Source organism: Arcicella rosea, assembly GCF_014204325.1.
Taxonomy (GTDB): domain Bacteria; phylum Bacteroidota; class Bacteroidia; order Cytophagales; family Spirosomataceae; genus Arcicella; species Arcicella rosea_A.
This window is the reverse complement of record NZ_JACHKT010000020.1, coordinates 80,436-105,776: the sequence shown is the minus strand read 5'-3', so window position 1 is coordinate 105,776 and position 25,341 is coordinate 80,436. Positions and strand designations below refer to the sequence as shown.

Annotated in this window: 25 protein-coding genes; 18 read left to right on the top strand and 7 right to left on the bottom strand. The window is 34.6% G+C overall.

Translation table 11 applies throughout. The features are described from left to right. Positions 1-93 precede the first annotated feature (93 nt). From HNP25_RS14035 to HNP25_RS14020, 4 genes are all read right to left on the bottom strand, one after another. Entirely contained in the window at positions 94-1,422 is a 1,329-nt protein-coding gene (locus HNP25_RS14035) for an AAA family ATPase (protein WP_184135079.1), read from the bottom strand. A gap of 87 nt (positions 1,423-1,509) precedes the next feature. Continuing rightward, positions 1,510-3,066 (bottom strand): Rne/Rng family ribonuclease, encoded by a 1,557-nt coding sequence (locus HNP25_RS14030; protein WP_184135077.1) that lies wholly within the window; start codon positions 3,064-3,066, stop codon positions 1,510-1,512. A 707-nt stretch (positions 3,067-3,773) separates the two neighbouring features. Beyond that, a complete protein-coding gene (locus HNP25_RS14025) occupies positions 3,774-4,631 on the bottom strand; it encodes a tetratricopeptide repeat protein (protein ID WP_184135075.1) in 858 nt (285 codons plus the stop codon). A 116-nt stretch (positions 4,632-4,747) separates the two neighbouring features. Next, positions 4,748-5,032: an HU family DNA-binding protein gene (locus HNP25_RS14020; protein ID WP_184135073.1), complete on the bottom strand. Its 285-nt coding sequence runs from the start codon at positions 5,030-5,032 to the stop codon at positions 4,748-4,750. A gap of 325 nt (positions 5,033-5,357) precedes the next feature. Between HNP25_RS14020 and mutY the strand changes: the two genes are divergently transcribed. The 4 genes from mutY (at position 5,358) to HNP25_RS14000 (ending at position 9,491) form a co-directional block, all read left to right on the top strand. Further along, positions 5,358-6,449, top strand: a complete 1,092-nt coding sequence (mutY, locus tag HNP25_RS14015) for an A/G-specific adenine glycosylase (protein ID WP_310587173.1) — start codon at positions 5,358-5,360, stop codon at positions 6,447-6,449. A gap of 138 nt (positions 6,450-6,587) precedes the next feature. Further along, complete coding sequence (locus HNP25_RS14010; RefSeq protein ID WP_184135072.1) at positions 6,588-7,058, top strand: single-stranded DNA-binding protein; 471 nt, start codon at positions 6,588-6,590, stop codon at positions 7,056-7,058. A gap of 131 nt (positions 7,059-7,189) precedes the next feature. Next, a complete protein-coding gene (gldE, locus tag HNP25_RS14005; protein WP_184135070.1) occupies positions 7,190-8,566 on the top strand; it encodes a gliding motility-associated protein GldE in 1,377 nt (458 codons plus the stop codon). A 22-nt stretch (positions 8,567-8,588) separates the two neighbouring features. Then, complete coding sequence (locus HNP25_RS14000) at positions 8,589-9,491, top strand: hypothetical protein (protein WP_184135069.1); 903 nt, start codon at positions 8,589-8,591, stop codon at positions 9,489-9,491. Positions 9,492-9,528: 37 nt separating this feature from the next. Here the strand turns inward: HNP25_RS14000 and HNP25_RS13995 are convergent, their stop codons facing one another. The 3 genes from HNP25_RS13995 to HNP25_RS13985 all read right to left on the bottom strand — a co-directional run bounded on the left by HNP25_RS13995 (position 9,529) and on the right by HNP25_RS13985 (position 12,598). Further along, positions 9,529-10,743 (bottom strand): ATP-grasp domain-containing protein, encoded by a 1,215-nt coding sequence (locus tag HNP25_RS13995; RefSeq protein WP_184135067.1) that lies wholly within the window; start codon positions 10,741-10,743, stop codon positions 9,529-9,531. A gap of 77 nt (positions 10,744-10,820) precedes the next feature. Continuing rightward, entirely contained in the window at positions 10,821-12,278 is a 1,458-nt protein-coding gene (locus HNP25_RS13990; RefSeq protein WP_184135065.1) for a leucyl aminopeptidase family protein, read from the bottom strand. Positions 12,279-12,376: 98 nt separating this feature from the next. After that, on the bottom strand, positions 12,377-12,598 hold the full coding sequence (locus tag HNP25_RS13985; RefSeq protein ID WP_092018230.1) for a DUF2795 domain-containing protein: 222 nt from the start codon (positions 12,596-12,598) through the stop codon (positions 12,377-12,379). Between the two features lie 309 nt (positions 12,599-12,907). Between HNP25_RS13985 and HNP25_RS13980 the strand changes: the two genes are divergently transcribed. The 14 genes from HNP25_RS13980 to HNP25_RS13915 all read left to right on the top strand — a co-directional run bounded on the left by HNP25_RS13980 (position 12,908) and on the right by HNP25_RS13915 (position 25,310). Continuing rightward, positions 12,908-13,693, top strand: coding sequence for a copper homeostasis protein CutC (locus HNP25_RS13980; protein WP_184135063.1), 786 nt, complete (start codon positions 12,908-12,910; stop codon positions 13,691-13,693). Positions 13,694-13,897: 204 nt separating this feature from the next. Then, a complete protein-coding gene (locus HNP25_RS13975) occupies positions 13,898-15,634 on the top strand; it encodes a tetratricopeptide repeat protein (RefSeq protein ID WP_229202866.1) in 1,737 nt (578 codons plus the stop codon). 41 nt (positions 15,635-15,675) lie between these two features. Continuing rightward, positions 15,676-16,530, top strand: a complete 855-nt coding sequence (gene lolB1 / locus HNP25_RS13970; RefSeq protein ID WP_184135061.1) for a lipoprotein insertase outer membrane protein LolB1 — start codon at positions 15,676-15,678, stop codon at positions 16,528-16,530. Positions 16,531-16,545: 15 nt separating this feature from the next. After that, positions 16,546-17,823 carry a murein hydrolase activator EnvC family protein gene (locus tag HNP25_RS13965; RefSeq protein WP_184135060.1) on the top strand — a complete coding sequence of 426 codons (1,278 nt, stop codon included), beginning with the start codon at positions 16,546-16,548 and terminating at the stop codon, positions 17,821-17,823. A gap of 263 nt (positions 17,824-18,086) precedes the next feature. Then, complete coding sequence (locus tag HNP25_RS13960) at positions 18,087-18,776, top strand: tetratricopeptide repeat protein (protein ID WP_184135058.1); 690 nt, start codon at positions 18,087-18,089, stop codon at positions 18,774-18,776. 136 nt (positions 18,777-18,912) lie between these two features. After that, a complete protein-coding gene (ribH, locus tag HNP25_RS13955) occupies positions 18,913-19,389 on the top strand; it encodes a 6,7-dimethyl-8-ribityllumazine synthase (protein ID WP_184135086.1) in 477 nt (158 codons plus the stop codon). 75 nt (positions 19,390-19,464) lie between these two features. Continuing rightward, positions 19,465-19,689: a hypothetical protein gene (locus tag HNP25_RS13950; RefSeq protein WP_184135057.1), complete on the top strand. Its 225-nt coding sequence runs from the start codon at positions 19,465-19,467 to the stop codon at positions 19,687-19,689. Between the two features lie 64 nt (positions 19,690-19,753). Continuing rightward, entirely contained in the window at positions 19,754-19,996 is a 243-nt protein-coding gene (locus HNP25_RS13945; RefSeq protein WP_221432474.1) for a PIN domain-containing protein, read from the top strand. A 3-nt stretch (positions 19,997-19,999) separates the two neighbouring features. Continuing rightward, the gene (locus HNP25_RS13940) at positions 20,000-21,358 is read left to right on the top strand and encodes an aspartate kinase (protein WP_184135055.1); all 1,359 of its coding nucleotides are present in this window, start codon (positions 20,000-20,002) and stop codon (positions 21,356-21,358) included. 90 nt (positions 21,359-21,448) lie between these two features. Then, positions 21,449-21,694 carry a hypothetical protein gene (locus tag HNP25_RS13935; RefSeq protein ID WP_184135054.1) on the top strand — a complete coding sequence of 82 codons (246 nt, stop codon included), beginning with the start codon at positions 21,449-21,451 and terminating at the stop codon, positions 21,692-21,694. Next, on the top strand, positions 21,678-22,100 hold the full coding sequence (locus HNP25_RS13930) for a putative toxin-antitoxin system toxin component, PIN family (RefSeq protein ID WP_184135052.1): 423 nt from the start codon (positions 21,678-21,680) through the stop codon (positions 22,098-22,100). Before HNP25_RS13935 ends, HNP25_RS13930 begins: the two co-directional genes overlap by 17 nt. 6 nt (positions 22,101-22,106) lie before the next feature. After that, positions 22,107-23,378 (top strand): serine--tRNA ligase, encoded by a 1,272-nt coding sequence (serS, locus tag HNP25_RS13925; RefSeq protein ID WP_184135050.1) that lies wholly within the window; start codon positions 22,107-22,109, stop codon positions 23,376-23,378. 113 nt (positions 23,379-23,491) lie between these two features. Continuing rightward, the gene (locus tag HNP25_RS22000; RefSeq protein WP_184135049.1) at positions 23,492-24,211 is read left to right on the top strand and encodes a LytR/AlgR family response regulator transcription factor; all 720 of its coding nucleotides are present in this window, start codon (positions 23,492-23,494) and stop codon (positions 24,209-24,211) included. A gap of 1 nt (position 24,212) precedes the next feature. After that, a complete protein-coding gene (locus HNP25_RS13915; RefSeq protein WP_184135047.1) occupies positions 24,213-25,310 on the top strand; it encodes a sensor histidine kinase in 1,098 nt (365 codons plus the stop codon). Positions 25,311-25,341: the final 31 nt, after the last annotated feature.

The window sequence follows — 25,341 nt, the reverse complement described above, 5'->3', positions numbered from 1 at the left end:
TGGATGAAGTTGCAAAGCAACCTCTCCTTCAAGAATAGCAAATATAAAAATAATTATAATCAAATAATAGGATTTTAAGACAGTACCTCAAAGCTAAATATCCAGTAATTTCTTAACTTCAGTTCTTACTTTCTCCTCATTATCAAACCAATATTCTTCTAAAAGTGGAGCGATTTCTAGGTTTACAATGCGGCGATACCATTTTCGAGTATCTGCTTCATTAGCAAAAGTTGAAAAATAACTATGCCCAATCTGAAATCCTTTTTGCAGGTTTTTATCATTAGAAATCACTTGATTTAGCAGAGTAATTGCTTTACTCAATCTTTCTGCAAAGCCTTTCTCTACTCCTTTTTGAACCAAATACGTGATAAACTTTTGATTGAAAAGTGGTTCTAAAGTAATAAAAGCGAAGCGTCGGCGTAAAGCGTAATCAATCATTGCTAAAGAGCGGTCAGCCGTATTCATCGTGCCAATGATGTACAAATTTTCTGGCACATAAAAAGGCTCAGAATCTTTGTCGCCATAAGTTAAAGGCATTTCATTCACTCTCCCACGCTTATCTGATTCAATCAAGAGTAATAATTCCCCAAAAATTTTACTCAAATTTCCACGATTTATTTCATCAATAATAAAGAAATGGTCGATGCCAGCATTGCGTTGTGCTTGGCGACAAAACTCATAAAATACGCCATTTTTGAGTTTAAAACCTCCATCGCCATCAGGTCTTAAACCTTGAATAAAATCTTCATAAGCGTACGACTGATGAAACTGAACCATTTTTATTCGAGAATCATCTTGTGTTCCGACCAAAGTATAAGCCAAACGCTTGGCGATAAAAGTTTTTCCAACGCCCGGAGGACCTTGAAGTATGATATTTTTCTTGTATTTCAGTGTTTCAAGTATTTCCTCAAACTGCTCTTCGTCCATAAATAAATCGACTAAAGCATCTTTCTTTTCATAAGGAATCAGTACATCTTCGCTAATCATTGCTTCTTTTTGAGCATCAATCATCGCCTGAATTGCCTCAAATTCATCTTCCGTAATTTTGAATAAACTTCCCTGATTATTTTTTAATACTTCTGAATCTTTAAAAAATTGAATCGATTTTAGTTCAATCCAATCAATTGGTTCAGGAACTTTCTCCTTCATTTTAAAGGAAATAATTTCACCAAGATAAGAGTCGAAATGAAGTGCTTCGGTGATTTCAAAAATTGCCTTAATTTGTTTTACTGGTGTAGATTCATAGCCAATCACTAAATCGCCTTTTTTCACCGCCTCGAAATTCTTATAGATTCTACGTTTATGGTCAAATTCATTGTGGGAAGTATAAGATTGAACTTGTTCAAGTTTGAACGAGTCTATCGACCAAATGCGTGGATTTACATTTAACCACCAATAATTTCTAGCGTTTTTTTGAGGCATTTCAGAATAATATTTACACAAATATAGGCAAAAAAAAACAGCCTGAAATCAAGGAGAAATCAGGCTGTTTTTACAAGTAATGATTGTTTATCCATTTAATTCGATTGGCTCACTGTGGTCGTTCAGAAATTTAAAATCTGTAATTCCAAAGGAAGTATCCTGAATTAAATTCACCCAAGTTTTATATTTAAAGAACCACTTCATACGGATTGAAGGGAAACCTTTTGTAAAATATGCGTGTAAAAATGGATGTAATAAAATTGTTGGTTTCTTTTCGTTTTGCTTCTCAAGAATGTGTTCAAGATGATGCTCGATAATATCCGAAATCGCAATACTTGCTGTAATTTTACCTGTTCCGCCACAAGTTGGGCAGTTCTCTGCCGTAACTACATTCATCTCAGGACGAACACGTTGACGAGTAATTTGCATTAAACCAAACTTCGTCAAAGGCAAAATGGTATATTTCGAACGGTCGGTTTTCATTTCTTCTTTCATGATGTCCTGAATCAATTTCTTGTTTTCAGGTCTTTTCATATCAATAAAGTCGATGACGATAATTCCGCCCATATCTCGCAGTCTTAACTGACGAGCAATCTCTTTAGCAGCTTCACGGTTTACACTCAGCGCCGTCGCTTCTTGACCATCCTCATTGTTAGATTTATTACCAGAGTTTACATCAATTACGTGTAAAGCTTCTGTATGTTCTACAATTAAATAGCCACCTTGCGGTAAACTTACTGAGCGACCAAACAACATTTTCAGTTGTTTTTCGATACCCAATTGTTCAAAAACTTTATTTTTACCTTGATGAAGTTTCACAATTTTTTCCTTTTCAGGAGCAATATTCGAAACATAATTGCGGGCTTCTTGAAACAATTCGGGCGTATCAACAACAACGCTATCAAAATTTTCATTTAATAAATCACGCAACATTGATGTTGCACGACTCATCTCACCGATTATTTTGTCACGTGGCTTCGCACTTTTCAGTGCTTTCATACCAGCATCCCATTTAGCGATGGATTCACGGAGGTCTTTATCCAATTCCTCTACTTCTTTTCCTTCGGCTACTGTTCTTACAATCACTCCAAAATTCGCAGGTTTAATCGAAGACATCAAACGTTGTAAACGCTGACGTTCAGCTTTTGCGGTAATTTTCTTGGAGATATTCACCCCATTCGAAAAAGGGACTAAAACCGTATAACGTCCTGCAATAGAAATATCGCAAGATAAACGAGGGCCTTTTGTCGAGATAGGTTCCTTCACGACCTGCACTAAAATTGGGGTATTTTTGCTTAATACTTTATCAATTTTATCGTGCTTGTCAATTTCAGGTTCAAGCTTAAAGTTATCTAATCGTCCAGACTGTAATCTTTCAGCGATAACCTCTTTCGTAAATTTGTTTAGGGAATTGACGTTCGGCCCTAAGTCATGATAATGAAGAAAGGCGTCTTTCTCATAGCCAATATCAATAAAGGCAGCGTTCAATCCCGTTACCATCTTCTTGACTGTCCCGAGATAAATATCTCCGACTGAAAAGTGTGGTTCAGACTCCTCTAAGTGGTATTCCACAATACGCTTGTCTTGCAACAAAGCTATGCGGTCACCTTTGGGAGTCGAATTGATAATTAATTCATTACTCACAGGTGATTAAAGCATTTAGAAATGAAAGAGATATGAAGGACGTCGTAGTTAGTGAGTATGCTTTTGAGTTAAGTCTTTAAAAAATTAGGAAATTACAGATATGTGCGAGCCTAGAAAAAAAGGAAAAAATCGATTTTTTATTAGGGGAATCATCGTTTAAAACGATAATTATTAAATGAAATCTGTCTGTAATTTAATTTTTTTAAGTTGACTTTAATGTGGGTGAATTTCTTGGTTAAGCAAATGATTTAACAAATAATTGATAAAGAATATTCAAGATTAATACTTAACATTTTTTATCAAAATCACTACATATCCCCAAGATGTCATGACCAATAATTACATAAAAAACTGAGAATGAAACCTTTATGTAATTAAACTTTTCTTTCAAGCAAACAATCTCACAAAAACAACAAAAACAGGCAAATTCCACAAAGGAGATTCTGCCTGTTTTTTGGGTACCAAGGCGAAAGGAAAAAAGAGTCGTAATAAATATTTACTTTGCCCATTCCTTATTGCCTTAACTACTTCTTCTTATGTCTACTTTTTCTAAGACGCTTCTTTCTTTTGTGCGTTGAGATCTTATGTCTCTTTCTTTTTTTTCCGCAAGGCATGATTATAAAAGGATTTAAATGTTAAAAATATGTTTAATTTTTTTGTATTTCTGATGCTAAAGAAGCTCGAAAAGTAATATTTAAAATGCAATATTACTTTAATTTTGACAGAATTTCATTTGCTGCGGCTTTTTCTTGTGAATCTGTACTATTATTCAGTACTTTTTCAAGAATTTCCTTAGCTTCTTCCTTTCTATCTAGTTCAGCTAAACAATATCCTAAATTCAAAGCCGCCTTAGAATTCGACGGGTTATTCTTTAAAATTTGTTTGAAACGTTCAACCGCTTTTCCAAACTGATTTGAACGAATCGATAAAATACCTAAACTGAACAAAGCTGGTTCATAATCTGGTTCCTTTGCAATTACTTCTCTCAACATCGTAATTCCCTGCATGGGCGTAGAAGTTGAAACGTAAGTCATTGCCATGTTGGTTTTTGCCAACAAGTTTTCAGGATTTTTCGCCAAAACTTTCGTAAAAATCTCTCTGGCCTTTTCCCCTAACACAGTTGTTTTTTCTGCTTGAAGCGAGTAGGTAAATGCTTCGTAATACAAATTACCTGCTTTCATCCAATTCGTTTCTGAGGGTTCGATTTTGTTGGCTACTTCCTCAGCATAATAAGCTGCACTGTCGAAGCGAGTGTATTCCACAAATTTAGCGATTAATTCATCCGCTGCCTTCATTTTTACTTTCGCTGTACTCCCATTCAAATAACTCCCCTTCAATTGCGCAATCACACGTTGCTGTTCAACACTCAATGTAGCACCATGGCTTTCACTTTCTTCTGTTTTCGATGCTGTCGGTTTATCACGATTAGCAGTTGCAGCAGGTACTTCATTTGAAGATTGCTCCAACTTCCTCTTCTCATCACTAACAACTACTTTGGGTAAACTGTATAAACCGCCAACTAAACCGAAGGCAATTACGATGATAATGATAAAAGACTTTTGCATGATTTTTTAGTTTTTTAAGCTATTAATTTATCTGTTAAGGTAAATTTAAAACCCAAATCACTGTTAAAGTGCCACTCATGGATAACAAAGAATTTGAACAGACAACTAAACTTAATCTATTTTGCGTTTGACTTAACCTGTTCTACAAAAGTTTTTGCAGGCTTGAAACTAGGAATAAAGTGTTCTGGAATCTCAATTGAAGTGTTCTTAGAGATGTTACGAGCAATTTTATGTGCTCTTTTCTTGTTTACAAAACTTCCGAAACCTCTTACATAAATTGGTTCACCATTCGCAAGGTTGTCTTTAACTACCGAAAAGAAAGATTCGATTGCACTTGATACATCTGCTTTGTCGATACCAGTCTTGTCTGAAATTTCTGCGATTACGTCTGCTTTAGTCACTTTTTGAAAATTTTAGGATTAATAAAAAATATGTTAAACAAATAATGATTGGTTGCGTTTCAGCATTGAAAATAACGGTAGAGTTCACCTTGATTTTAGTGATGAAATCATTACTTTCGTAACCCCTTGATTATTAAGGGTCACAAAGGTACGGCTTTGGTTTGAATTATGAAAGAAACAAAAAAATATTATCAGAACTTTTTTTTCGTAATTGCCTAATTTTGAACCGTTTGTCAAAACTTAAAACCGTTCTCGAATATCAATTTTTACGTGATTTTCTTGAAAAAGCAACAAAATCACTCATTTTAAGTACAAATCTCTATTTGTGAACAAACAAACTACTCATCCCTTGAAAAACGATTTTTTCTCAAAAAAGATTACAAATTGGTATCTTCAACACAAACGAGATTTACCTTGGCGAAACACCCAGAATCCATATTATATCTGGTTATCCGAAATTATTCTTCAACAAACTAGGGTGGCACAAGGCATGCCTTATTATTATAAATTTGTGGAAGCCTTCCCAACTGTGCAAGATTTAGCCAATGCTGATGAAAACGAAGTACTCAGACTTTGGCAAGGTTTGGGTTATTATTCCAGAGCAAGGAATTTACACAAAACTGCCAAAATGGTTGTTGAAGATTATAACGGCATATTTCCAGAAAAGTATTCAGAATTATTAAAATTAAAAGGAATTGGTACTTATACTGCTGCGGCGATTGCCTCTTTTGCTTTTGGTGAAAAAGTAGCTGTTTTAGATGGTAATGTGTACAGAGTACTTTCAAGAGTGTTTGGCGAAGTGACTGATATTTCTGGGAAAGATGCCAAAAAAGTATTTACACAATTAGCTGAAAGTGTGTTACCTACAAGCAATTCGGCTACGCACAACCAAGCCATTATGGAATTTGGTGCAATTCAGTGTACTCCTGCTTCGCCCAATTGTATGTTTTGCACGCTTTCAATGGAATGTGTTGCCAATGCAAGTGGACAAGTGGCACATCTTCCTGTAAAATCAAAGAAAGTAAAAGTAAAAGAACGTTTTTTTAATTACTTTATCATCGAACAAAATGGTATTTTTGCCATGCGTAAAAGATTAGGAAGGGATGTTTGGGAAGGAATGTATGATTTTTATCTGAAAGAAATTGAGGAAAATATTCAAGATTTATCGTATCTTGCTATGGAAGACACTTTCTTGTCTGAATTAATAAAAGAATCCTTAATCAAAAGAGAATCAAGCATATACACCCATATACTTACTCATCAACGCATACAAACAAAATTTTGGCATTTAGAAGTTAATAATAGTTTTCTTTTACATTTGCCACAAGAACTTGAATGGTACAACCTCAATGAAGTTGACGATTTGCCAAAATCAACTTTGGTAAATAATTACTTAAAAGAGTATGTATTTGAATAAAAAAACAGACTTTTTAGAATGAACTTTTTTGTAAATAGATATAGCCTAAATTACCTTTAGCTACCTTCTACAAATTTGTAATTTGCACAGTTTTATAGTAAATTCAAACATGTTCTCAAACTTTAAAAATAAACAAAAATGGCTGGCGTAAACAAAGTAATTCTTTTAGGAAGATTGGGCTCTGATCCAGAAGTAAGATCCCTACCGAGTGGCTCGAAAGTGACAACTTTTAGCATTGCAACCTCTGAGGCATACAATAACAAGGATGGTCAAAGAGTAGAACAAACAGAATGGCATAGAATTGAACTTTGGGACAATTTGGCAAACATCGCAGAACAATATCTTCATAAAGGAGATTCAGTGTATGTAGAAGGCAAAATTCGTACTGAAGAATATACTGATAAAGATAATATTGTTAGAAAAGCCGTTAAAATTAGAGGTACTTCAATGACCTTGGTTGGCGGTAGAGCAAATAATGAAGGAGGTGCAGAAAGTGGTGCGGCAATACCGACACAACAGCAACGTCCAGCACCAGTAAGAACAGCAACACCAGCACCTGAATTCAACAACAATGCTGATAGTGACGACAGTGATGATTTACCATTTTAAATTAAAAGTTACTTGGTGATTAGAGATTGGTAATTAATATTTTTCATTCAAAACTATCAAAACGATAACCTGAAAACGCTTAATTACCAATCATTTCAATTTAATCACTAAAAACTAAAACCCATTATATTTTGGAAACCCGATTATCCGACGAACCTAACCCGATTTTGGTGCTTTTAGCCCAAGTTGAAAGCACCTCTTCTTATAGCGTTTATGGAATCAATGCCTTGATTCTATTGGGCTTATTGGTTTTATCAGCTCTATTGGCTGGCTCTGAAGTAGCATTCTTTTCTTTATCTGCCGACGAACGTTCGGCTTGTAGAGAAAGTGAAAGCGGTACAGAAAGAAAAATCTCTAAATTACTAGACAAACCACAATTACTACTTGCTACTTTGTTGATTTCTATCAATTTAGTAAACATTACCTTTATTACCGTTGCTACTTATGTTACTGAACAAGTAGTTGGCGAAAAAGAAAAAGAAGGACTAGTCGCTACGTTAGTCCTTTTAGTGGGTGTTACTTTTATCATTACATTTTTTGGAGAACTCATTCCCAAAGTTTGGGCGCAACAAAACAACCTTCGCTTTGCTAAAATCACTGCTCCATTATTAGAAATTGCAACTATCATTTTTCAACCTCTGTCTTCAGTTTTGTTAGGAATCAGTAACATTATTGAAAAAAGAGTAGAAAGAAAAGGTTATACCATCACTGCCGACGAGCTAAATCATGCCTTAGAAATTACTACAGGCAAAGACACATCAGAACAAGAAAAAGACATTTTAAAAGGAATTGTAAATTTTGGAAGTACTTCGGCAAAAAGTGTAATGCGTTCAAGAAGAGACATTACAGCTTTTGATATTGCTTTTGATTTCCATGAATTGATGGATAAAATCAATAAATCTGGCTATTCGAGAGTACCCGTTTACAAAGAAACCATCGATAAAATAGAAGGTATTTTATACATTAAAGACCTTTTGCCACATCTTGAAAAAGATGAACATTTTAAATGGCAAGATTTGTTACATCAAACTTTTTTTATTCCAGAAAGTAAAAAAATTGATGATTTGCTCTACGATTTTCAAGAGAAAAGAGTACACATGGCGGTTGTTGTAAATGAGTATGGAGAAACAGAAGGAATCGTGACGATGGAGGATATTATCGAAGAAATTGTAGGTGATATTCATGATGAATCGGACGTGGAAGACTTGGGTTATGTTAAACTTAGCGATGGTTCTTTTGAATTTGAAGGAAAAGTTTCTTTGAATGATGTGTGCCGTGCCTTGGGACTTGATAATGATTATTTTGATAAAGCCAGAGGAGATAGTGAATCGCTTGCTGGACTTTTGATTGAGCTTTTTACAAGGCTACCACATGCTGGCGAAGAAATTGAATATGAAAAATATAAATTCAGAATTTCTTCTGTAGATACTCGTAGAATCAAAAAAGTAAAAGTAACGCCCAAAGTAGAAGAAGTCAATACAAATACACCACCAAAGGAAAGTGAATAGGCTTTTCAACATCAATCTCACTATGAAAAAGCTTCTTATTCTACTTTTAATGGCTTTGTTTTCTTGTGAAAAAAAGCCAAATCCAACACCGACAGCTAGTGATAATTTCGACAATCCAATTGACGCAGGATTACTTGAAAACAAGGCTATAAACGAAGCCTCTGGGTTAATTGCTAGTCAGAAAAATAAAGATTATTTCTGGACACACAACGACAGCGGTGACGAAAACAGGATTTTCTTGATTGATAAAAATGGGAAAGGTTTATTTCAGTTTAATGTAGAAGGTGCAACAAATCGTGATTGGGAAGCAATAGCAATCGCTACTTTTCCAGAAGGTTCATATTTATACATTGGCGAAATTGGCGACAATAATGCTCAATATGAAAATTGTGCTATTTATAAAGTAGCTGAACCAACAATTACAAGCAACACGCCTACAGTCAATACGCTGAAAAATGTTCAAAAAATTACTTTTAAATATCCTGACGGGGCAAGAGATGCAGAATGTATGTTGATTGACCAGCAAAGTAAAGACATTTATATTTTAAGTAAGCGAGAAAAAAATCAGCGACTTTACAGACTTCCTTTCCCGCAGTCTTTCACCCAAACCATGACGGCTGAATTTGTGGAAGAAGTATCATTTTCATTAGGAACAAATCAAGCATTTTATATTACAGATGGAAGTATTTCTTCGGATAATCAAGAAATATTAATCAAAAATTATCTGCAAGTTTTTCATTGGCGACGACAAAGTAATGAAAGTATTCCAACAGCGTTGAAACGTGCTGCAAGTTTATTGCCCTACACTGCCGAACCACAAGGAGAAGGCATTTGCTTTAGTAGCGATGGCTCAAGTTTTTATACAATTAGCGAAGAAAGCGACAATAAAATTCCAGTGCATTTGTATCAAAGTAAAAGAAAATAAAAAAGGCGAAAACCGTGATTGGTTTTCGCCTTTTCTATTAATGTGTTGGTTTATTGGGAACTGGTGCCGAAGCATGAAAGTTTTGATAAATTTTTTGAGCGTAATCATCTAAAATCTCAATTACTCTTTCACGACTTTCAGATTTTACAATCAGTCCAATATGATATTCTTCATTCATTCTCCAGCAAATTTCTGGTGCATCAAATTCGGCTAAATTAGGATATTGCTGCCTTGTTAAAGATATAATAATTCCTGAGTACAGATTTTCAAAAGTTGGCAAAACGTACTCTTCATTTTTCGCAACAGCCGTTTCTATATTCGCCCATTCTCGCCACAGGTTAATTCCCGAAGAAGCTTCAACCATTTCCGCCAAATTTGCCCCTCCTACTCTGGATGCCGTTTCTAAAAAAATAATTTCGCCCGTTTCGTGGTCTTTGATGAATTCAGAATGTGTGGCAGAGTAATTCATGCCAAAAGCTTTCATTACTTGTGCATTTACTTCTTGAAGTGCTACATCAAGTGTTGAACCGATAGGAACTGTCACCGAACGAAAAATACCGCCACCATGTGCTACTTCCATCGGTGTTGATAAGTATTGACTTGAACGAGAAAATACAAATTCTCCATTCAATGAAAGAGAATCAACATGAAAAACATCGCCAGGTTTGAATTGTTCTACCAAATACTCATGTCGGCGGTCACCCAAATAATGAACTACTTCCCATAATTGCCCAGAATTATATACTTTTCGGATACCCGTTGAAGAAGCTTCTGAGCGAGGTTTTACAACACATGGATATTGTACCTTTTGAGTAAACTCAAAAATTTCGTTGTCGTTAAACAAGCTAGAAAACATCGGCACTTTGATACCAGCATCCTGAGCTTTCATTCGCATTGCCAGTTTATCTCTAAAATGTCTCCCAGTGGTTTGCCCCATTCCCGGAATTCTAAAGTGTTCTCGAAGATGAGCCGCTTTTTCTACATCAAAATCATCCAAAGCTACAATTCTATCAATTTTTCTTGAACGCATTGTATAGGCTAAACCCAAAATAACTTCATTCATGTCGATAGAACCATCCGCTTTTTCTTCTACATAGAATACTTCATCAATAAATTCTCTTACCCAAGGTTTGTACTCTAGCTTTTTGTTAGTCAGTAAATACACCTTATTTCCTGCTTGCTTGCAGGCTCGCAAAAACTCATTCCCTTTAAAATAAGTTGAAATACAAAGAAAAGAAAGCGTTGAAGACATAGTTTTTTAGGATTTACATAGATTTCGCAATTAACTAAAATTAGTAAAATCTAAGGATTAAGCCAAGAAACTATGTACTATATTTTCGATAAAAAATCGACTAGCAATCTTACTCCAAAAGCCGTTCCTGCTCTTTGTGGTGCAAAATCAGTATCGCCAAAAGCTGTTCCTGCAATATCCAAATGTGCCCAATTTTGGTGATTATCTGTAAATACTTCTAAAAATTTTGCCGCAGAAATAGCACCTGCCATTGGTTTTCCAGAGTAATTACGGACATCGGCAATATCCGACAAAATATCTTCTTTATAAACATCCCACAAAGGCAAACGCCACAATCTTTCACCAGTTTGGTTAGCCGCTTCGGTTAAAGTATCCGCCAACTCATCATTATTAGTAAACATTCCTGCTGCATGATAACCCAAAGTAGCCACACAACTTCCTGTTAAAGTAGCTAAATCAATGATAGTATCAACCTTGAAATTGCGAGTCAAATAACTTAGTCCATCTGCTAAAATCAATCTTCCTTCGGCATCTGTGTCAATAATTTCTATCGTTTTTCCTGAATAAGAATTAATGACATCACTTGGCTTGAACGATTTCCCATCCACAGCATTCTCGCAAGCAGGCACAATTCCCACTAAATGAACAGGCAATTCAAGTTTTGCGGCTAATTCTATCGCACCAAAAACAGCGGCAGCTCCGCCCATATCCGACTTCATCAAGTGCATATTGGTTGAAGATTTTATCGAAATACCGCCCGTATCAAAAGTTACTCCTTTACCAACTAAACCTACAGTCTGTTTTGCCTTTGGAGAACGATACTCCATAATAATCAACATCGGAGCGTGTTCGCTACCTTGCCCAACAGCCAAAAGTGCATTCAATTTCTGGCTATTCAATTGCTGTTTTTCTAAGACCTTTACTGAATAATTATATTTTTCGCCAGAAGCTACCGCCCATTTTGCTAAAGTATGCGGAGATTTTTTGTTTGCTGGAGCATTCATCAAATCAAAAACCTGCATTTGGGTTTCTGCAATGGCTTTTCCTTTTTCAACCAAGGTTTGAGCATTTTCTGATTCAGCAAGAATATTCAAAACGCCATCGTTTCCTAAAAGTGGAATACTTGCTTTTTCATCCGTTTTGTACAAACGTAAATCATAAGTACCCAAAATACTTCCGTTAACGATAAATTCAATCCAAGTTTCAGGAAGCTTTCGTGCATCAATTGTTATTTCATTCGGTAATTTGCTTTTTTGTTGATGAATCAGCGTTCTGAAAGCACGAATAATTTCTGACGAATTAGCTTTTTTGCCCAAACCCAACAAAATAATTTTTTGATTACCAGTCGAATAAAATGAATGTATTTCCTTCAAGTCAGCCTTAAAATCAGTTTGAAGTAAAAGAGCGTCAACTCCAAAGGTTTCAGCAATTTGTGCTAATTCAACCGAAAGCTCTTCTGTTTGAAGTATCGGCAAAATAATAACTTTATGTTCAGGCTGGAATTGAGCGACGAGTGTAACTTTAATATTATTCATGTTAATATTTAGTTGTATATGGTGAAATGAAATTAGGCATCAACAAAAAGTGCCACCCTCAACAGGTGGCACTTCGTGATAACTCTTAATATCCAATGCTAATATTCATCTTCATTAAAGAAGAAATCATCTTTAGTAGGATAATCTGGCCAGATTTCTTCGATGCTTTCATAAGGTTGACCATCGTCTTCCAATTCTTGCAAATTTTCAACTACTTCAAGTGGCGATCCAGTACGGATAGCGAAATCGATTAGTTCATCTTTCGTGGCAGGCCATGGAGCATCTTCTAGGTAGGATGCTAATTCTAGTGTCCAGTACATATTATATGAATTTGATTACAATTAATTACTAATTTTAAAAATAAAATACTGAGAATAAGATACTTACCAGCTTACTTTTTAGCAGTTTTCATTCCTCTTTTTCTCAGGATTGCAAAAGTATGCGTTTTTTATTTACGAAAAACTTTTTTCTGTAAAATCTTGTGTTGAATTAACTAAATTTATTTGAAAAAAGTACACTTAAAGCTATAATTATTTACAATTTTGTAGCCAAACTGATTTATTATCCTGAAATTCAACAAAATACTTAATCTTGCTTTGAGAGATTAAATAAACATTAAATTTATCCCAATGAATTATCCCAACCTTACTTTATCCCGAAAACCACTTGTAGAAGTATGTGCTTATTCTTTTGAATCATGTATTGCAGCCGAAAAAGCCCAAGCCAACAGAATAGAACTTTGTAGTTCGATGTTTGAAGGCGGCACTACTCCATCGGCTGGTTTAGTGAAAATGGTTACTCAAAAAGTAAACATAGAAGTACACGCAATGATTCGTCCACGTGGTGGAGATTTTTGTTATAGCGAAGAGGAAATTGAAGTTATGAAAGCTGATATTCTTTCGATGAAGACCCTCGGTTGTGCTGGCATCGTTTTAGGAATTTTACAAACAGATGGCAAAGTAAACATTCAACAAACCGCTGAATTAGTAAAACTAGCAGCCCCTTTGCAAGTAACTTTCCACAGAGCAATTGATATGACGCCCAATTATGCTGAAGCATTAGAAACCATTATTGAAGCGGGTTGTACAAGAGTATTAACTTCTGGACAGAAAAATATCGCTATCGACGGTATCGAAGAAATAACTAATTTAGTAAAACAAGCCAATGGCAGAATACAAATCATGGTTGGAAGTGGCATAAACCTAAACAATGCCCTAACAATTGCTCAAACTGGCGTTGATGCCATTCATTTAACAGGAAAATCAACCAGAGATTCCGCCATGATTTATCGAAAAGAAGGCATTGCCATGGGCGGTTTGCCAGCAGTTCCTGAATATGAAATTGCTTATTCAGATAGTCAAAAAATACAAGCGGTTGTTCAATTACTTGACCAAGCCTATCAGCCAAACGAGTAAAAAATCTTCCATTTGTCTATCTCGAAAAATTAATCAGAAGTATATATTTCGATATACCTAATGATAAATATATTCGTTTTAGGCTTGATAAAATATTATTCAACGACGGATAAACAGATTTTACTTAACTTTGAAGAAATAAAATCGTTGATATAGCAAAAACACTTTGTCAGTATTTTATTTCTTCAATTTGCTACATATTTAATGATGAATTTCAATCTTCGATATATTACTTCTTTGCTCGTTGCTTTCTTAGTAATTGGACAGTTTTCGTATGCTCAAAAACGTGAATCTTCTAAGAAAAAAGAAGAAACATCGCAAGCACAATTGCTTGAGGCCGAATCGTTTTTTACGGAAGGGATGAAGTTTTATATGATGGAAGATTATGATAAAGCCATTGAATCTTATGAAAAAGCCTTAGCCATCGTTCCCAATAATAGTGGAATTTTATATGCGATGTCGAACAATTATTTAAAATTGAAGGACGAAAGTAAAGCCATTATTTATGCAGAAAAAGCTTTTCAGCAAAATGCAGAAAACGAAACCTACGGCGAATTGTTGGCAGATTTGTATGTTAGAAAACAAAAATATGATGATGCGGCTAAAATTTATCAAAGTTTAATTGCGCTGAATCCTTCAAAATCTGAATTTTATGTTGCGCAAGCTGCCGTTTATATTTTTGACAATCATTTAGACGAAGCGATAAAATCGTATAATCGTGCAGAGAAAATCATTGGTATCAACGAAGAAATTACTCGCCAAAAACAAATGGTTTTGGTAAAAATGGGTAAAGTAGAAGAAGCCATCAAAGAAGGTGAAAAACTCATTGCTTCAGACCCCGAAGAGATTGATTATAACATCGACCAAGCGGAATTGTTGATGTCGAACAAACGAAACGACCAAGCGATTCCATATCTTGAGAAAATATTGAAAATGAATCCTGAAAATGCACAAGCACATATTATGCTGGCACAACTGTATCAGGAAAAAGGAGATATTGAAAAATGTAATCGTGAATTAGCATTAGCTTTTGCAGATGCCAGCCTAGATGTTACGACGAAAGCCCGTATTCTGATTGGTTATATGAACATGGCGAAAGATGAAAAATCAAAAGAAACAGCTTTCAATTTAGTAAAAATCTTGGTGAAGACCAATCCTCAAGACCCAAAATCTCATGCGATTTATGGCGATTTACTTTTCCAAAAAGGTGATGAAAAATCAGCAAGAGATGAATATGTGAAAGCGGCAAGATTAGATAAATCTATCAACGAAGTATGGGGAAATATCATCAATATTGATTTTAAATTAAGACAAATCGACAGTGCCATCGTTCACAGCGAAGAAGCGATTGAAGTATTTCCGAACCAAGCCGCATTTTGGTATTTGAATGGCTCGGCATATTATCAAAAAAGAAATCATAACAAAGCCTCAGAATCATTAGAGGAAGCTAGAAGACTCACGCCTGAGGGTTCAGAACTGGTTCAACACATCAACGCACTTTTGGGCGATACTTATAATAGTTTGAGTAAGTATCAAAAATCAGATGAAGCCTACGAAGCTGCCCTAAAAGTTGACCCAAATAATGACCATGTGCTGAATAATTATACTTATTTTCTATCCTTGAGAAAAGAAAAAATGGAATTAGCCGCTGAAATGGGTGCTAGACTTGTAGAAAAACATCCCGATAATGGGACTTATCTGGATACTTATGCGTGGGTACTTTATGTAATGAAAGACTATAACAAAGCTCGCATTTATTTAGAAAGAGCCGTTGTTCAAAATAAAAGTAATAGTGGCACTATTGTAGAACATTATGGAGATGTACTTTTCCAATTAGGAGAGAAAGAAAAAGCGGTAGAACAATGGAAAAAAGCAAAAACCATTGGCTCGACCAGTACTTTAATTGATAAAAAAATTGCAGAAATGAAATTAATAGAATAAAGATTTTAATCATTAAACTATTAATTACATAATCTTAAAATATGAAACATTACTCATTAATTCTTTTAGCGTTTACATTTTTTATTGCTTCTTGTAAACGTCAGCATATCAGTAAAACTTCCGATACTCAAGTCATAGATTCGCTAAAATTAGCAGAATCTAAACCTGCCAATGATTCGCTCGTTACCCAACCTGTAATTACTCCAGAAGTTGTAGTGACAGAAACGACAGATGAAGAGAAAGTAAAAATTGATGAAATTGACTTCAAGTATTTAAAGGCAAAAGCAAAGGTTTCGTACAAATCGGCAAAAGATAATCAAAGCTTCACGGTTGATATTAGAGTGCGTAAAGACAGTTTAATTTGGATGAATGTTTCGGCATTCGGCATTACTGTGGCTACTGCACTTTTTAACGATAGTTTGGTGAAACTTTACGATAAATATCATGGCGAATACAAGGAATATTCCTATTCAAGCTTTGCAGAAAAATTTAATTTCAATGTAAATTATGATATTCTTCAAGCTTTGGTGGTAGGAAATCGTCCTTTCAAAAAAAATAAATCAAGAGTAACTCGTAGTAATGAGTATTACTTATTGAAACAACAAGAAAACAAAGTATTGATTGATAATTACATTGGCGAAAATAAAAAGCTAAAAAAAATCTTACTTACTCAGGAAGATACAAGTAATAAATTAACTTTAGACTTTGATGACTTTACAACTTTGAATCAATTTTTGTTTCCACAGTCAAGTTTAATCACTTTAGATTATCAATCGAAAGAAGATCAAAAAATGTATCAAACACTTGTGAACATAAAACATACCAAGGTTGAACTATTAGATACTCCATTGGAATTTCCTTTCAGAGTACCTGAAAAACTATTAAATAAAAATTAATCTTTTATCAAAAAGTTGAATTTACATATCAAGCAGCATCAAGCAGCCCTGAAATTCGTTTCTGGACTGCTTCTTGTTTTGTTGTATTTCGTTCCGAACCTATCGACTGCTCAGGATAAAAAGAAAAAATTAGAGGCGGCAAAGCGAGAAAACTTGCAGAAAATTCAGGAAATCAATAAAATCATTGAAAAAACTGAACAAAAAAAGGAAGCAAGTGTAGGTAAACTCAACGCACTAGGCGAAAGAATTGATAAGCAAGCCAAACAGATTGACATCATTTCTGAAAATCAACAATTACTTCAAAATGAAGCCGAAGAATTAAAAAAAGCAACAGGAGAACTTTCGGGCAACCTCGAAAAACTAAGAGCAGAATATGCTAAAATGGTTTTTACCGCTGCCAAAACCAGCAATAAAGTAAATAAACTTAGTTTTCTGTTTTCTTCTACCAACTTCAATCAATTAATTCGGCGTTATAAATATCTCCAACAATACTCTGCCGCTCGTGAAAAACAAGCACTTTTGATTCAACAAGTTCGTTCCGAATTATTGACAGAACAAGTAAAGATTTTACAAAAAAAGCAAGAGCAAGATGCCGTTTTACGTGAAAAAATTACTGAAACACAAAACCTACAAGTATTAAAAGGTAAACAAACTGAAGTAGTTACAGAACTAAGCCAGAAAGAAAAACAATTAAGAGCACAATTAGAGGCCAATAAAAAAGTAGTAGAACGTTTGGAAACAATGATTGCCAAAATTGTAGAGCGTGAAATTAAACGTTCGCAAGAGCGTGAATTATTGGCGAATAAGCGTAACCAAAGTACTAAAAAAGCCCCTTCAAACAGACAAGCCATTGCCATGAATGTTGAAGAAACTAGATTGGCAAGTTCCTTTTCAGCCTTGCGTGGCAGAATGCCTTGGCCGGTCAACTCTGGCTTTATTTCTAGTAGATTTGGGGTTCATAACCATCCCGTTTTAAGAGGAGTAAGAACAAACAACAACGGCATTGATATTCAAACAAGTGCAGGAAATGATGTAAGTGTAGTTTATGACGGCATAGTTCAATCTGTCGTTTCAATTCCTGGTACTTATATGGTAGTAGCCATTCAGCATGGTGACTATTTTACCATTTATAGTAAACTTTCAAATGTTGCAGTAAGAAATGGACAAAGAGTACAATCTGGACAAAAAGTAGGAGAAGTAGCTTCGGATACAGACGGAACTTCTGAATTAAATTTTCAAGTTTGGAAAACATTCGACAAACAAAATCCAGAAAATTGGCTTCGACAAAAATAGTTTTCAACACCTTAATACAGTTGAATAATAAATTTGAGTGAAAATCTTAGGCAAATAATTCATTAATTACCATTATTTTAGGTAGTTTTGGAATTAGCCTTGAAAAGATTAAACAAAAACCTTTAAAGTTCCAAGAGATTTCCTAATTTTGCAATCCGATTTTGAAGCTAGTAAAAAATGATTAGTTATTTGCTTTGTAAACTCATTATCAATTCATTATACAAAGACAAATAACCAACAACAAATAAAGATAAAAACCAACAATGACAAAGAAAGACGAAAAAACACCCCTTGAGTTTTTGGAAAGTGCAGAAGGATTAAAAACTGAGTTAGGAAATGATCTTGATAAAGTACAACATGTTGTAGATAGCAACAAGGGATTATTTGCAGGTGTTGCAGGTGTATTAGTCGTAGTAGTATTAGGTTACTTTGGCTACAAATATTATGAAACTACTCAAGACGAAGAAGGTCAAGCAAAATTATTCAATGCAGTTTATCAATTTGAAGCAGATTCAAATAAAGTAGCAGCAAAAGAATTGACGAAAGTAGCAGAAGATTTCGGTGGAAATGCTGGAAACTTAGCTAACTTTTATGCAGGTGTTGCTAACTTGAAAGAAGGTAAATACGATGCAGCAATTGAGCAATTAAAATCTTTCAGCAGTTCAGATTTATTGGTGCAAGCTCGTGCTTATTCTTTAATCGGTGATGCTTATACAGAGAAAAAAGCATATAGCGATGCTATTGATTATTACAAAAAAGCAGCTGAATACAAAGCTAATAAATTCTTTACGCCTACTTATTTAATGAAGTTGGCTGCTGCTTACGAAGCAAATAAAGAAGAAAAAGAAGCTTTAGCTGTTTATACAGAAATCGTAGAAAAATATGCAGAGTCATCTGAATCCATCAACGCTAAGAAATATAAAGCGGTGTTAGAAGGCTCTGTCTCTGAATAAGAAAATCAATCAACATATTGATACAGAAGGGATAAGAGCAGTAGTTCTTATCCCTTTTTTTGTACAATTTGTCCATAAGCTAAAGTTTAGTCAATAAAAAATGCCTAAAGCTTATAGCCTAAAGCCCGTAAAAATCATGTCTTCAGCACATAAAAATTTAAGTATCTTTTCTACGGAAAACTTACCCGATGTAAGTGATAAAAAATTTGCCCTTGTCGTGGCAGAGTGGAATGAAGAAGTTACTAATGCCTTGGCAGCAGGAGCTCATAAAACACTTTTAGCCTACGGAGCAAAAGAAGAAAATGTTATCCGAGTAAATGTTCCAGGCAGTTATGAATTGACATTTGCTGCACAAAAAATGGCTCAAAAATCAGAAATCGACGCCATCATTTGTATCGGTTGTGTAATTCAAGGAGAAACAAAACACAACGATTATATTAACAATGCTGTCGCTCAAGGACTTACCACAGTGAGTTTAAAATACGACAAACCTGTTATCTTTGGAGTATTAACGCCCAACACCGAACAACAAGCCCTCGACCGTGCAGGAGGAATCCATGGAAATAAAGGCGATGAAGCAGCGATAACAGCGGTGAAAATGTTGGCGTTTTAATAGTATGTGTGTTTTTATAATCAAGGCATGAGATTGATTCTGTTTTTTATTATTCACATTAATTAAATCGAAATTATGGTACCTGCTCAAAAACTTACGAATCTTCAATTAGAATTAGTAAAGTTGTTTAGCTACAAAGTTACTGATAGTCAATTGATTGAAATTAAACTGTTACTTGGCAACTACTTTGCTGAGAAAGCAAGTGAAGAAATGGACAAATTGTGGGATGATAATAACTGGACAGAGGAAACGATGAAAGAATGGTCTAATGAACATTTAAGAACATCTTATACTTTATGAGAATCATCTTAGACACCAATGTATTGTTAGTGTCGATTGGGAGAAAATCGATAATATCATAAAAATGCTACTCGCTCAGCCTAATGTTGAAAAAAGAGAAATTTTCTTTAAATGGGGGCTTTTAGAAAATGATTATGACGACAATAAATTTGTAGACACAGCTATTGTTGGAAATGTAGATTTTATCGTCACAAATGATAAACACTTCAATCCATTAAAAGACATTGATTTTCCAAAAGTAGAAATCATCGACATAGATACTTTTTTAGAAAAAATTAAAATATTATTTAAGAAAACAATCGTTTAGAAAATGCAAGTTTGGAAATTTGGGGGAACTTCCGTTGGGAAGCCCGAGCGAATGCACTCAATTAAAAATTTGATTACTGAAGATGGTAATCGTAAAATTGTCGTTTTGTCTGCCCTTTCGGGTACTACAAACGCTTTGATTTCTATTGGTGAGTCATTAAAATCGCATAATGATGCCGAGGCAACTCAGAAAATCAACGAGTTGTATGCACATTACGAATCTTTTATAAAAGAACTTTACAGTACAGAAGCTGGCTACGCAGAAGGAAAAGCTATTATCGAAAAGGAATTTTCGTTCATTCGTTCTTTAGTAAATATCAAGCCTTTTTCAGTAAAGCAAGAAAAAGAAATCGTAGCAGAAGGAGAATTACTTTCTACCCAAATGTTCGAAGCATACTTGCGTGAAGAAGGTATAAGTGCCGCTTTATTGCCTGCTTTAGACTTTATGTTAATTGATGCTGACAATGAGCCAGTGTTAAAATTTACAGAGGAAAAATTAGGAGCAATTCTCGGACAACTCACCGACAAACAAATCTTTATTACGCAAGGATTTATTTGTAGAAATCCTCGTGGCGAAGTCGATAACTTGAAGCGTGGCGGTTCAGATTATACAGCTTCGTTAATCGGTGGAGCGATTGTAGCAGAAGAAGTACAAATCTGGACAGACATCGACGGAATGCACAACAACGACCCACGTATTGTGAAGAAAACGTTCCCAATTCGTGAGTTGACTTTTGAAGAAGCAGCAGAATTAGCGTATTTCGGTGCAAAAATTTTACACCCAAGTACCATTACTCCTGCCAAAATGAAGGGCGTTCCTGTTCGTTTGAAAAACACCATGGAACCAGCAGCTTATGGAACTTTGATTGCCGACAAAACATCTGACCGTGAAATTAAAGCGATTGCTGCCAAAGATAATTTAACAGCCATTTACATTCACTCAACCAGAATGTTGAATGCTTATGGTTTCTTGCGTAGAGTATTTGAAGTATTTGAAAAATACAAAACGCCAGTTGATATGATTACAACTTCGGAAGTTTCGGTTTCTGTAACCATTGATAACGACGAACATTTAGAAGAAATCATGGCAGAATTACGTCAATTCGCTGATTTAGAAGAATGTGATAAAGACCAGACTATCGTTTGTATCGTAGGAAATTTCTCGGCTGATAAAGAAGGAATTGCCTTGAAAGTGTTAGAAGCCATGAAAAACATTCCAATTAGAATGATTTGCTACGGAGCTTCCGAACATAATATTACTTTATTGATTCACGGCAAAAACAAAGCTGCGGCTTTGAATGCTTTGAACGAACGTTGCTTTTTGTATGAAGATGCGATGAAAGATATTTTCTCCGCTCCTTGATTATAACGACATCGCTAAATAGCCGTGTTGTGAAACCTGTTTCCAGCACGGCTATTTTTTTTATCTTTGTGGAAATAAATTTTATACGTCATGAAAGCATTATCAGTAAATATTCCTGATGGAATTTATCTCGCATTCAAGAATGCTTCTGAAAAGGAAAAAGAATCGGCTATGATTGCCATTGAAAATCTCCTAAAAATCAGATTCGTAGATGCTTTAAATCGAAACTTGTTAGAAAGCTCCGAAGCTATAAGACAGGAGTCCTCTCAAAATGGATTAACGAATCAAATGCTTGATGAGCTTTTAAAAGAAATTGATAATGAATCACGTTCATAAATTCGTGTTTGACACCAATACACTTTTAAGTGCTGTTATTTCACCCGATGGAAAAAGTATTACAGCACAAGCATATCAAAAGGCACTTGCCAATGGAGTTTTATTGGCTTCAGAAGAAACTTTTGCTGAACTTGTCGATGTACTTTTTCGCAGAAAATTTGATAAATACCTCAGTGACGAAACTCGATTTGGGTTTTTAAGTAGTTTTAGAAAAGCAGCACTTTGGATTCAAATCGAAAATCCTGTTTTTGATTGTAGGGATTCAAAGGATAACAAATTTTTATCTCTTGCCATAGCAGCTAAAGCAAATTTTATCATTACTGGCGATGAAGATTTATTGGTGCTTCATCCATATCAACAAATTCCAATACTTAATGCAAGACAATTTTGTGAGTTAGATATTTAAAAACTTATGTTACAAATACAACAAATTAAAGAAAACAAAGCCACAACAATTGAGGGCTTGAAACGAAAATACTTCAAAGATGCAGAAGAAATCGTTGAGAAAGTATTGTGCTTAGACGACAAACGTCGTGAAACGCAGGTGGAATTGGACGGTACTTTAGCCAAATCGAACGCCCTTGCCAAAGAAATTGGTGGCTTGATGAAAGCTGGTAAAAAAGATGAAGCAGAAATAGCTAAAGCTGAAACCAGTGCTTTGAAAATTCGTTCTAAGGAATTAGAAGAAGTATTGAAAAGCACCGAAGCTGAATTATATGAAGTATTAGTTACTTTACCAAACTTACCTCACAGCAGTGTTCCTGCGGGAAAAACACCAGAAGAAAACGAGGTGGTTTTAGAAAATGGGGCAATTCCTACATTACCAGAAAATGCTCAACCGCACTGGGATTTAATCAAAAAGTACGACATTATTGACTTTGAATTGGGCAACAAAATTACAGGTGCGGGCTTTCCTGTGTATAAAGGAAAAGGAGCAAGAATCCAACGGGCTTTGATTAATTTCTTCCTAGACGAAGCTATCAACGCAGGTTATACCGAAATTCAACCTCCTATATTAATCAATAAAGAATCTGGTTTTGGAACGGGTCAATTGCCTGATAAAGATGGACAAATGTATCACGCTACTGAAGATGATTTATTTTTGATTCCAACGGCAGAAGTACCGATTACCAACATGTATCGTGATGTGATTTTACAGGAAACAGATTTACCCATTAAAAATGCGGGCTATACGCCTTGTTTCCGTCGTGAAGCAGGTTCTTGGGGAGCTCACGTTCGTGGCTTGAATCGTTTGCATCAGTTTGATAAAATTGAAATTGTCCGTATCGAAAAGCCAGAAAATTCTTACACAGCTTTAGAGGAAATGTCGTTGCACGTACAAGGCATTCTTCAAAAATTAGAATTGCCTTACCGAGTATTACGTTTGTGCGGTGGCGATATGAGCTTTACTTCTGCTCTTACTTATGATATGGAAGTTTGGTCTGCTGCTCAAGGTCGTTGGTTGGAAGTAAGTTCTGTTTCAAACTTTGAAACTTATCAAGCCAATCGTTTGAAGCTACGCATGAAAACTGAAGGAAAATCTCAATTATTGCATACGCTTAATGGTTCTGCCTTAGCTTTACCACGTATTTTGGCGGCAATTCTCGAAAACAACCAAACGCCAGAAGGCATTCGTATTCCAAAAGTACTTGTGCCTTACTGCGGATTTGAGGAGATTGCTTAGTGTAAAACCTCACAAATCAACTTTTACAGTCATATTTATGTATTATAAACATGACTGTAAAGCATTTTACGCTATAACATAAGCCATTAATTAATCTACTTGAACCTAAATATATGAAAATCCTACGTTGCATTGTTCTTGAAGATGAAGAACCTGCCCAAAACCTCATTAGAAATTATTTATCACGAATTTCGTCGATAGAACTCCTTCAAGTGTTTGATAACGCCATTGAAGCCTCCAATTTTCTAACTCATCAAACTGTTGATTTAATTATTACTGATATTTCAATGCCTCATTTATCTGGGCTAGATTTTATCAGGATGCTCTCACCAAGCCCACACGTAATAATCATGACTGCCCATGCTGATTATGCTTTAGAAAGCTATGATTTGGATGTAATTGATTATCTGAAAAAGCCAATCTCATTCGATAGATTTAAAAAATCGTTAGAAAAAGTTAAACGGCTATACTATACTGCAAACAATGAAGACAGTCATACCTCTTCAGAAACTGTGGTATATGTAAAAGAAGGCAGTAAGATGATAAAAGTAAATTTTAATGATATTATTTATGTAGAAGGGTTGAGAGATTATATCAAAATCATTACTGATGCAGACCGCCCAATTATCACACATATTACTATGAAAAAGATGGTAGAGATTCTTCCTCCTCAAAGTTTTATGAGAGTACACAAATCTTATATCATTGCCACCGACAAAATATCTGCCATTGATGGAAGTAATAGTTTGATAGAACTCAAAAACAATGTAATGATTCCGATGGGTCAAAACTATAAAGAAACCCTAATGAGTAAGATTAAGCCTATCAATTAACATGGAAAAAATTGCTGAATTATTTTTAAAAATATATCCTATTGAAGGAGTATCTGTTAGGAGAAGAATTTTATTGCATTGTGTTTTTTGGGTGATGATGTTTGTTGGTTTGTGGGAGGTAGTAAATTATTCAGTAACTGGAATCTCTTACAATTTTATTACGACTTCATATTGCATAATTACCAGCATATTTTTTTTCTACATAATTGTGTATCTAGTTACTCCTTTATGGGACAACAATCACAAATATAAATATTTAGCAACAATGCTATATGTAATAACTTTTATAATTAGCTTGTCTGTTATTTTTAATATTAGAGTTCAATTAATATTTGATTATGATTTTCTTAAAGGAGCTAACGTAGACTCTAGTTATTTAATTAAATTTTATAATAACTTTTGGTTTATATTCGAGTCTGGCTACATTATTTCAAGCATTTTTACTACTCTCTTTAATACATTACCTGCTTTTTTCATCAAACTTACTAGATCTTTAGTCAAAAATATTTCTGAAAAAAAGCAAATTGAAATTGATTATTTAAGGTCTCAAATTAGTCCACACTTTTTAACCAACACACTTAATAATATCTACAGCCTTTCTGTTACTGATGATAAACGGAATAGTGATGCCATTCTATCTTTATCTAGTTTGTTAGATTACGTACTCTATGAGTCCAATCAACCAACTATCAGTTTAGAAAAGGAAGTGAATTTCCTAGCTAATTTTATTGAGTTAGAAAAAATGAGGAATACGAAAAGACTGCAAGTAAACTTTGAAGTAGAAGGTGATATTCATGGAAATATTCCTCCAATGATTCTTATCACTTTTGTAGAAAATGCTTTCAAACACAGTATCGGAGACTTGTACTCAAACTGCTTTATCAAAATTCTTCTTAAAGTTGATGATGATAAGCTATACTTTGAAGTAGAAAACAGTAAATCAAACTTAACTACCAATAATCAAAGAAAAACATTTGGTGGCATTGGTTTAACCAATGTAAAAAAACGGTTGACCATCCTTTTCCCTAATACACATTCTCTTCATATAGAAAATCAAGAGCATCTATTCATAACTAAACTACAATTAGCGTTAATGTAAAAGATTACTCTTAACAATTGAAATAATTAAA

What these genes read in the sequence shown, in the direction of transcription:
- HNP25_RS14035 (WP_184135079.1), bottom strand. Translation starts at nt 1,422, where the DNA reads ATGCCTCAAAAAAACGCTAGAAATTATTGGTGGTTAAATGTAAATCCA.
- HNP25_RS14025 (WP_184135075.1), bottom strand. Translation starts at nt 4,631, where the DNA reads ATGCAAAAGTCTTTTATCATTATCATCGTAATTGCCTTCGGTTTAGTT.
- HNP25_RS14010 (WP_184135072.1), top strand. Translation starts at nt 6,588, where the DNA reads ATGGCTGGCGTAAACAAAGTAATTCTTTTAGGAAGATTGGGCTCTGAT.
- HNP25_RS14000 (WP_184135069.1), top strand. Translation starts at nt 8,589, where the DNA reads ATGAAAAAGCTTCTTATTCTACTTTTAATGGCTTTGTTTTCTTGTGAA.
- HNP25_RS13995 (WP_184135067.1), bottom strand. Translation starts at nt 10,743, where the DNA reads ATGTCTTCAACGCTTTCTTTTCTTTGTATTTCAACTTATTTTAAAGGG.
- HNP25_RS13990 (WP_184135065.1), bottom strand. Translation starts at nt 12,278, where the DNA reads ATGAATAATATTAAAGTTACACTCGTCGCTCAATTCCAGCCTGAACAT.
- HNP25_RS13985 (WP_092018230.1), bottom strand. Translation starts at nt 12,598, where the DNA reads ATGTACTGGACACTAGAATTAGCATCCTACCTAGAAGATGCTCCATGG.
- HNP25_RS13980 (WP_184135063.1), top strand. Translation starts at nt 12,908, where the DNA reads ATGAATTATCCCAACCTTACTTTATCCCGAAAACCACTTGTAGAAGTA.
- HNP25_RS13975 (WP_229202866.1), top strand. Translation starts at nt 13,898, where the DNA reads ATGATGAATTTCAATCTTCGATATATTACTTCTTTGCTCGTTGCTTTC.
- lolB1 (WP_184135061.1), top strand. Translation starts at nt 15,676, where the DNA reads ATGAAACATTACTCATTAATTCTTTTAGCGTTTACATTTTTTATTGCT.
- HNP25_RS13960 (WP_184135058.1), top strand. Translation starts at nt 18,087, where the DNA reads ATGACAAAGAAAGACGAAAAAACACCCCTTGAGTTTTTGGAAAGTGCA.
- ribH (WP_184135086.1), top strand. Translation starts at nt 18,913, where the DNA reads ATGTCTTCAGCACATAAAAATTTAAGTATCTTTTCTACGGAAAACTTA.
- HNP25_RS13950 (WP_184135057.1), top strand. Translation starts at nt 19,465, where the DNA reads ATGGTACCTGCTCAAAAACTTACGAATCTTCAATTAGAATTAGTAAAG.
- HNP25_RS13945 (WP_221432474.1), top strand. Translation starts at nt 19,754, where the DNA reads ATGCTACTCGCTCAGCCTAATGTTGAAAAAAGAGAAATTTTCTTTAAA.
- HNP25_RS13940 (WP_184135055.1), top strand. Translation starts at nt 20,000, where the DNA reads ATGCAAGTTTGGAAATTTGGGGGAACTTCCGTTGGGAAGCCCGAGCGA.
- HNP25_RS13935 (WP_184135054.1), top strand. Translation starts at nt 21,449, where the DNA reads ATGAAAGCATTATCAGTAAATATTCCTGATGGAATTTATCTCGCATTC.
- HNP25_RS13930 (WP_184135052.1), top strand. Translation starts at nt 21,678, where the DNA reads ATGAATCACGTTCATAAATTCGTGTTTGACACCAATACACTTTTAAGT.
- serS (WP_184135050.1), top strand. Translation starts at nt 22,107, where the DNA reads ATGTTACAAATACAACAAATTAAAGAAAACAAAGCCACAACAATTGAG.
- HNP25_RS22000 (WP_184135049.1), top strand. Translation starts at nt 23,492, where the DNA reads ATGAAAATCCTACGTTGCATTGTTCTTGAAGATGAAGAACCTGCCCAA.
- HNP25_RS13915 (WP_184135047.1), top strand. Translation starts at nt 24,213, where the DNA reads ATGGAAAAAATTGCTGAATTATTTTTAAAAATATATCCTATTGAAGGA.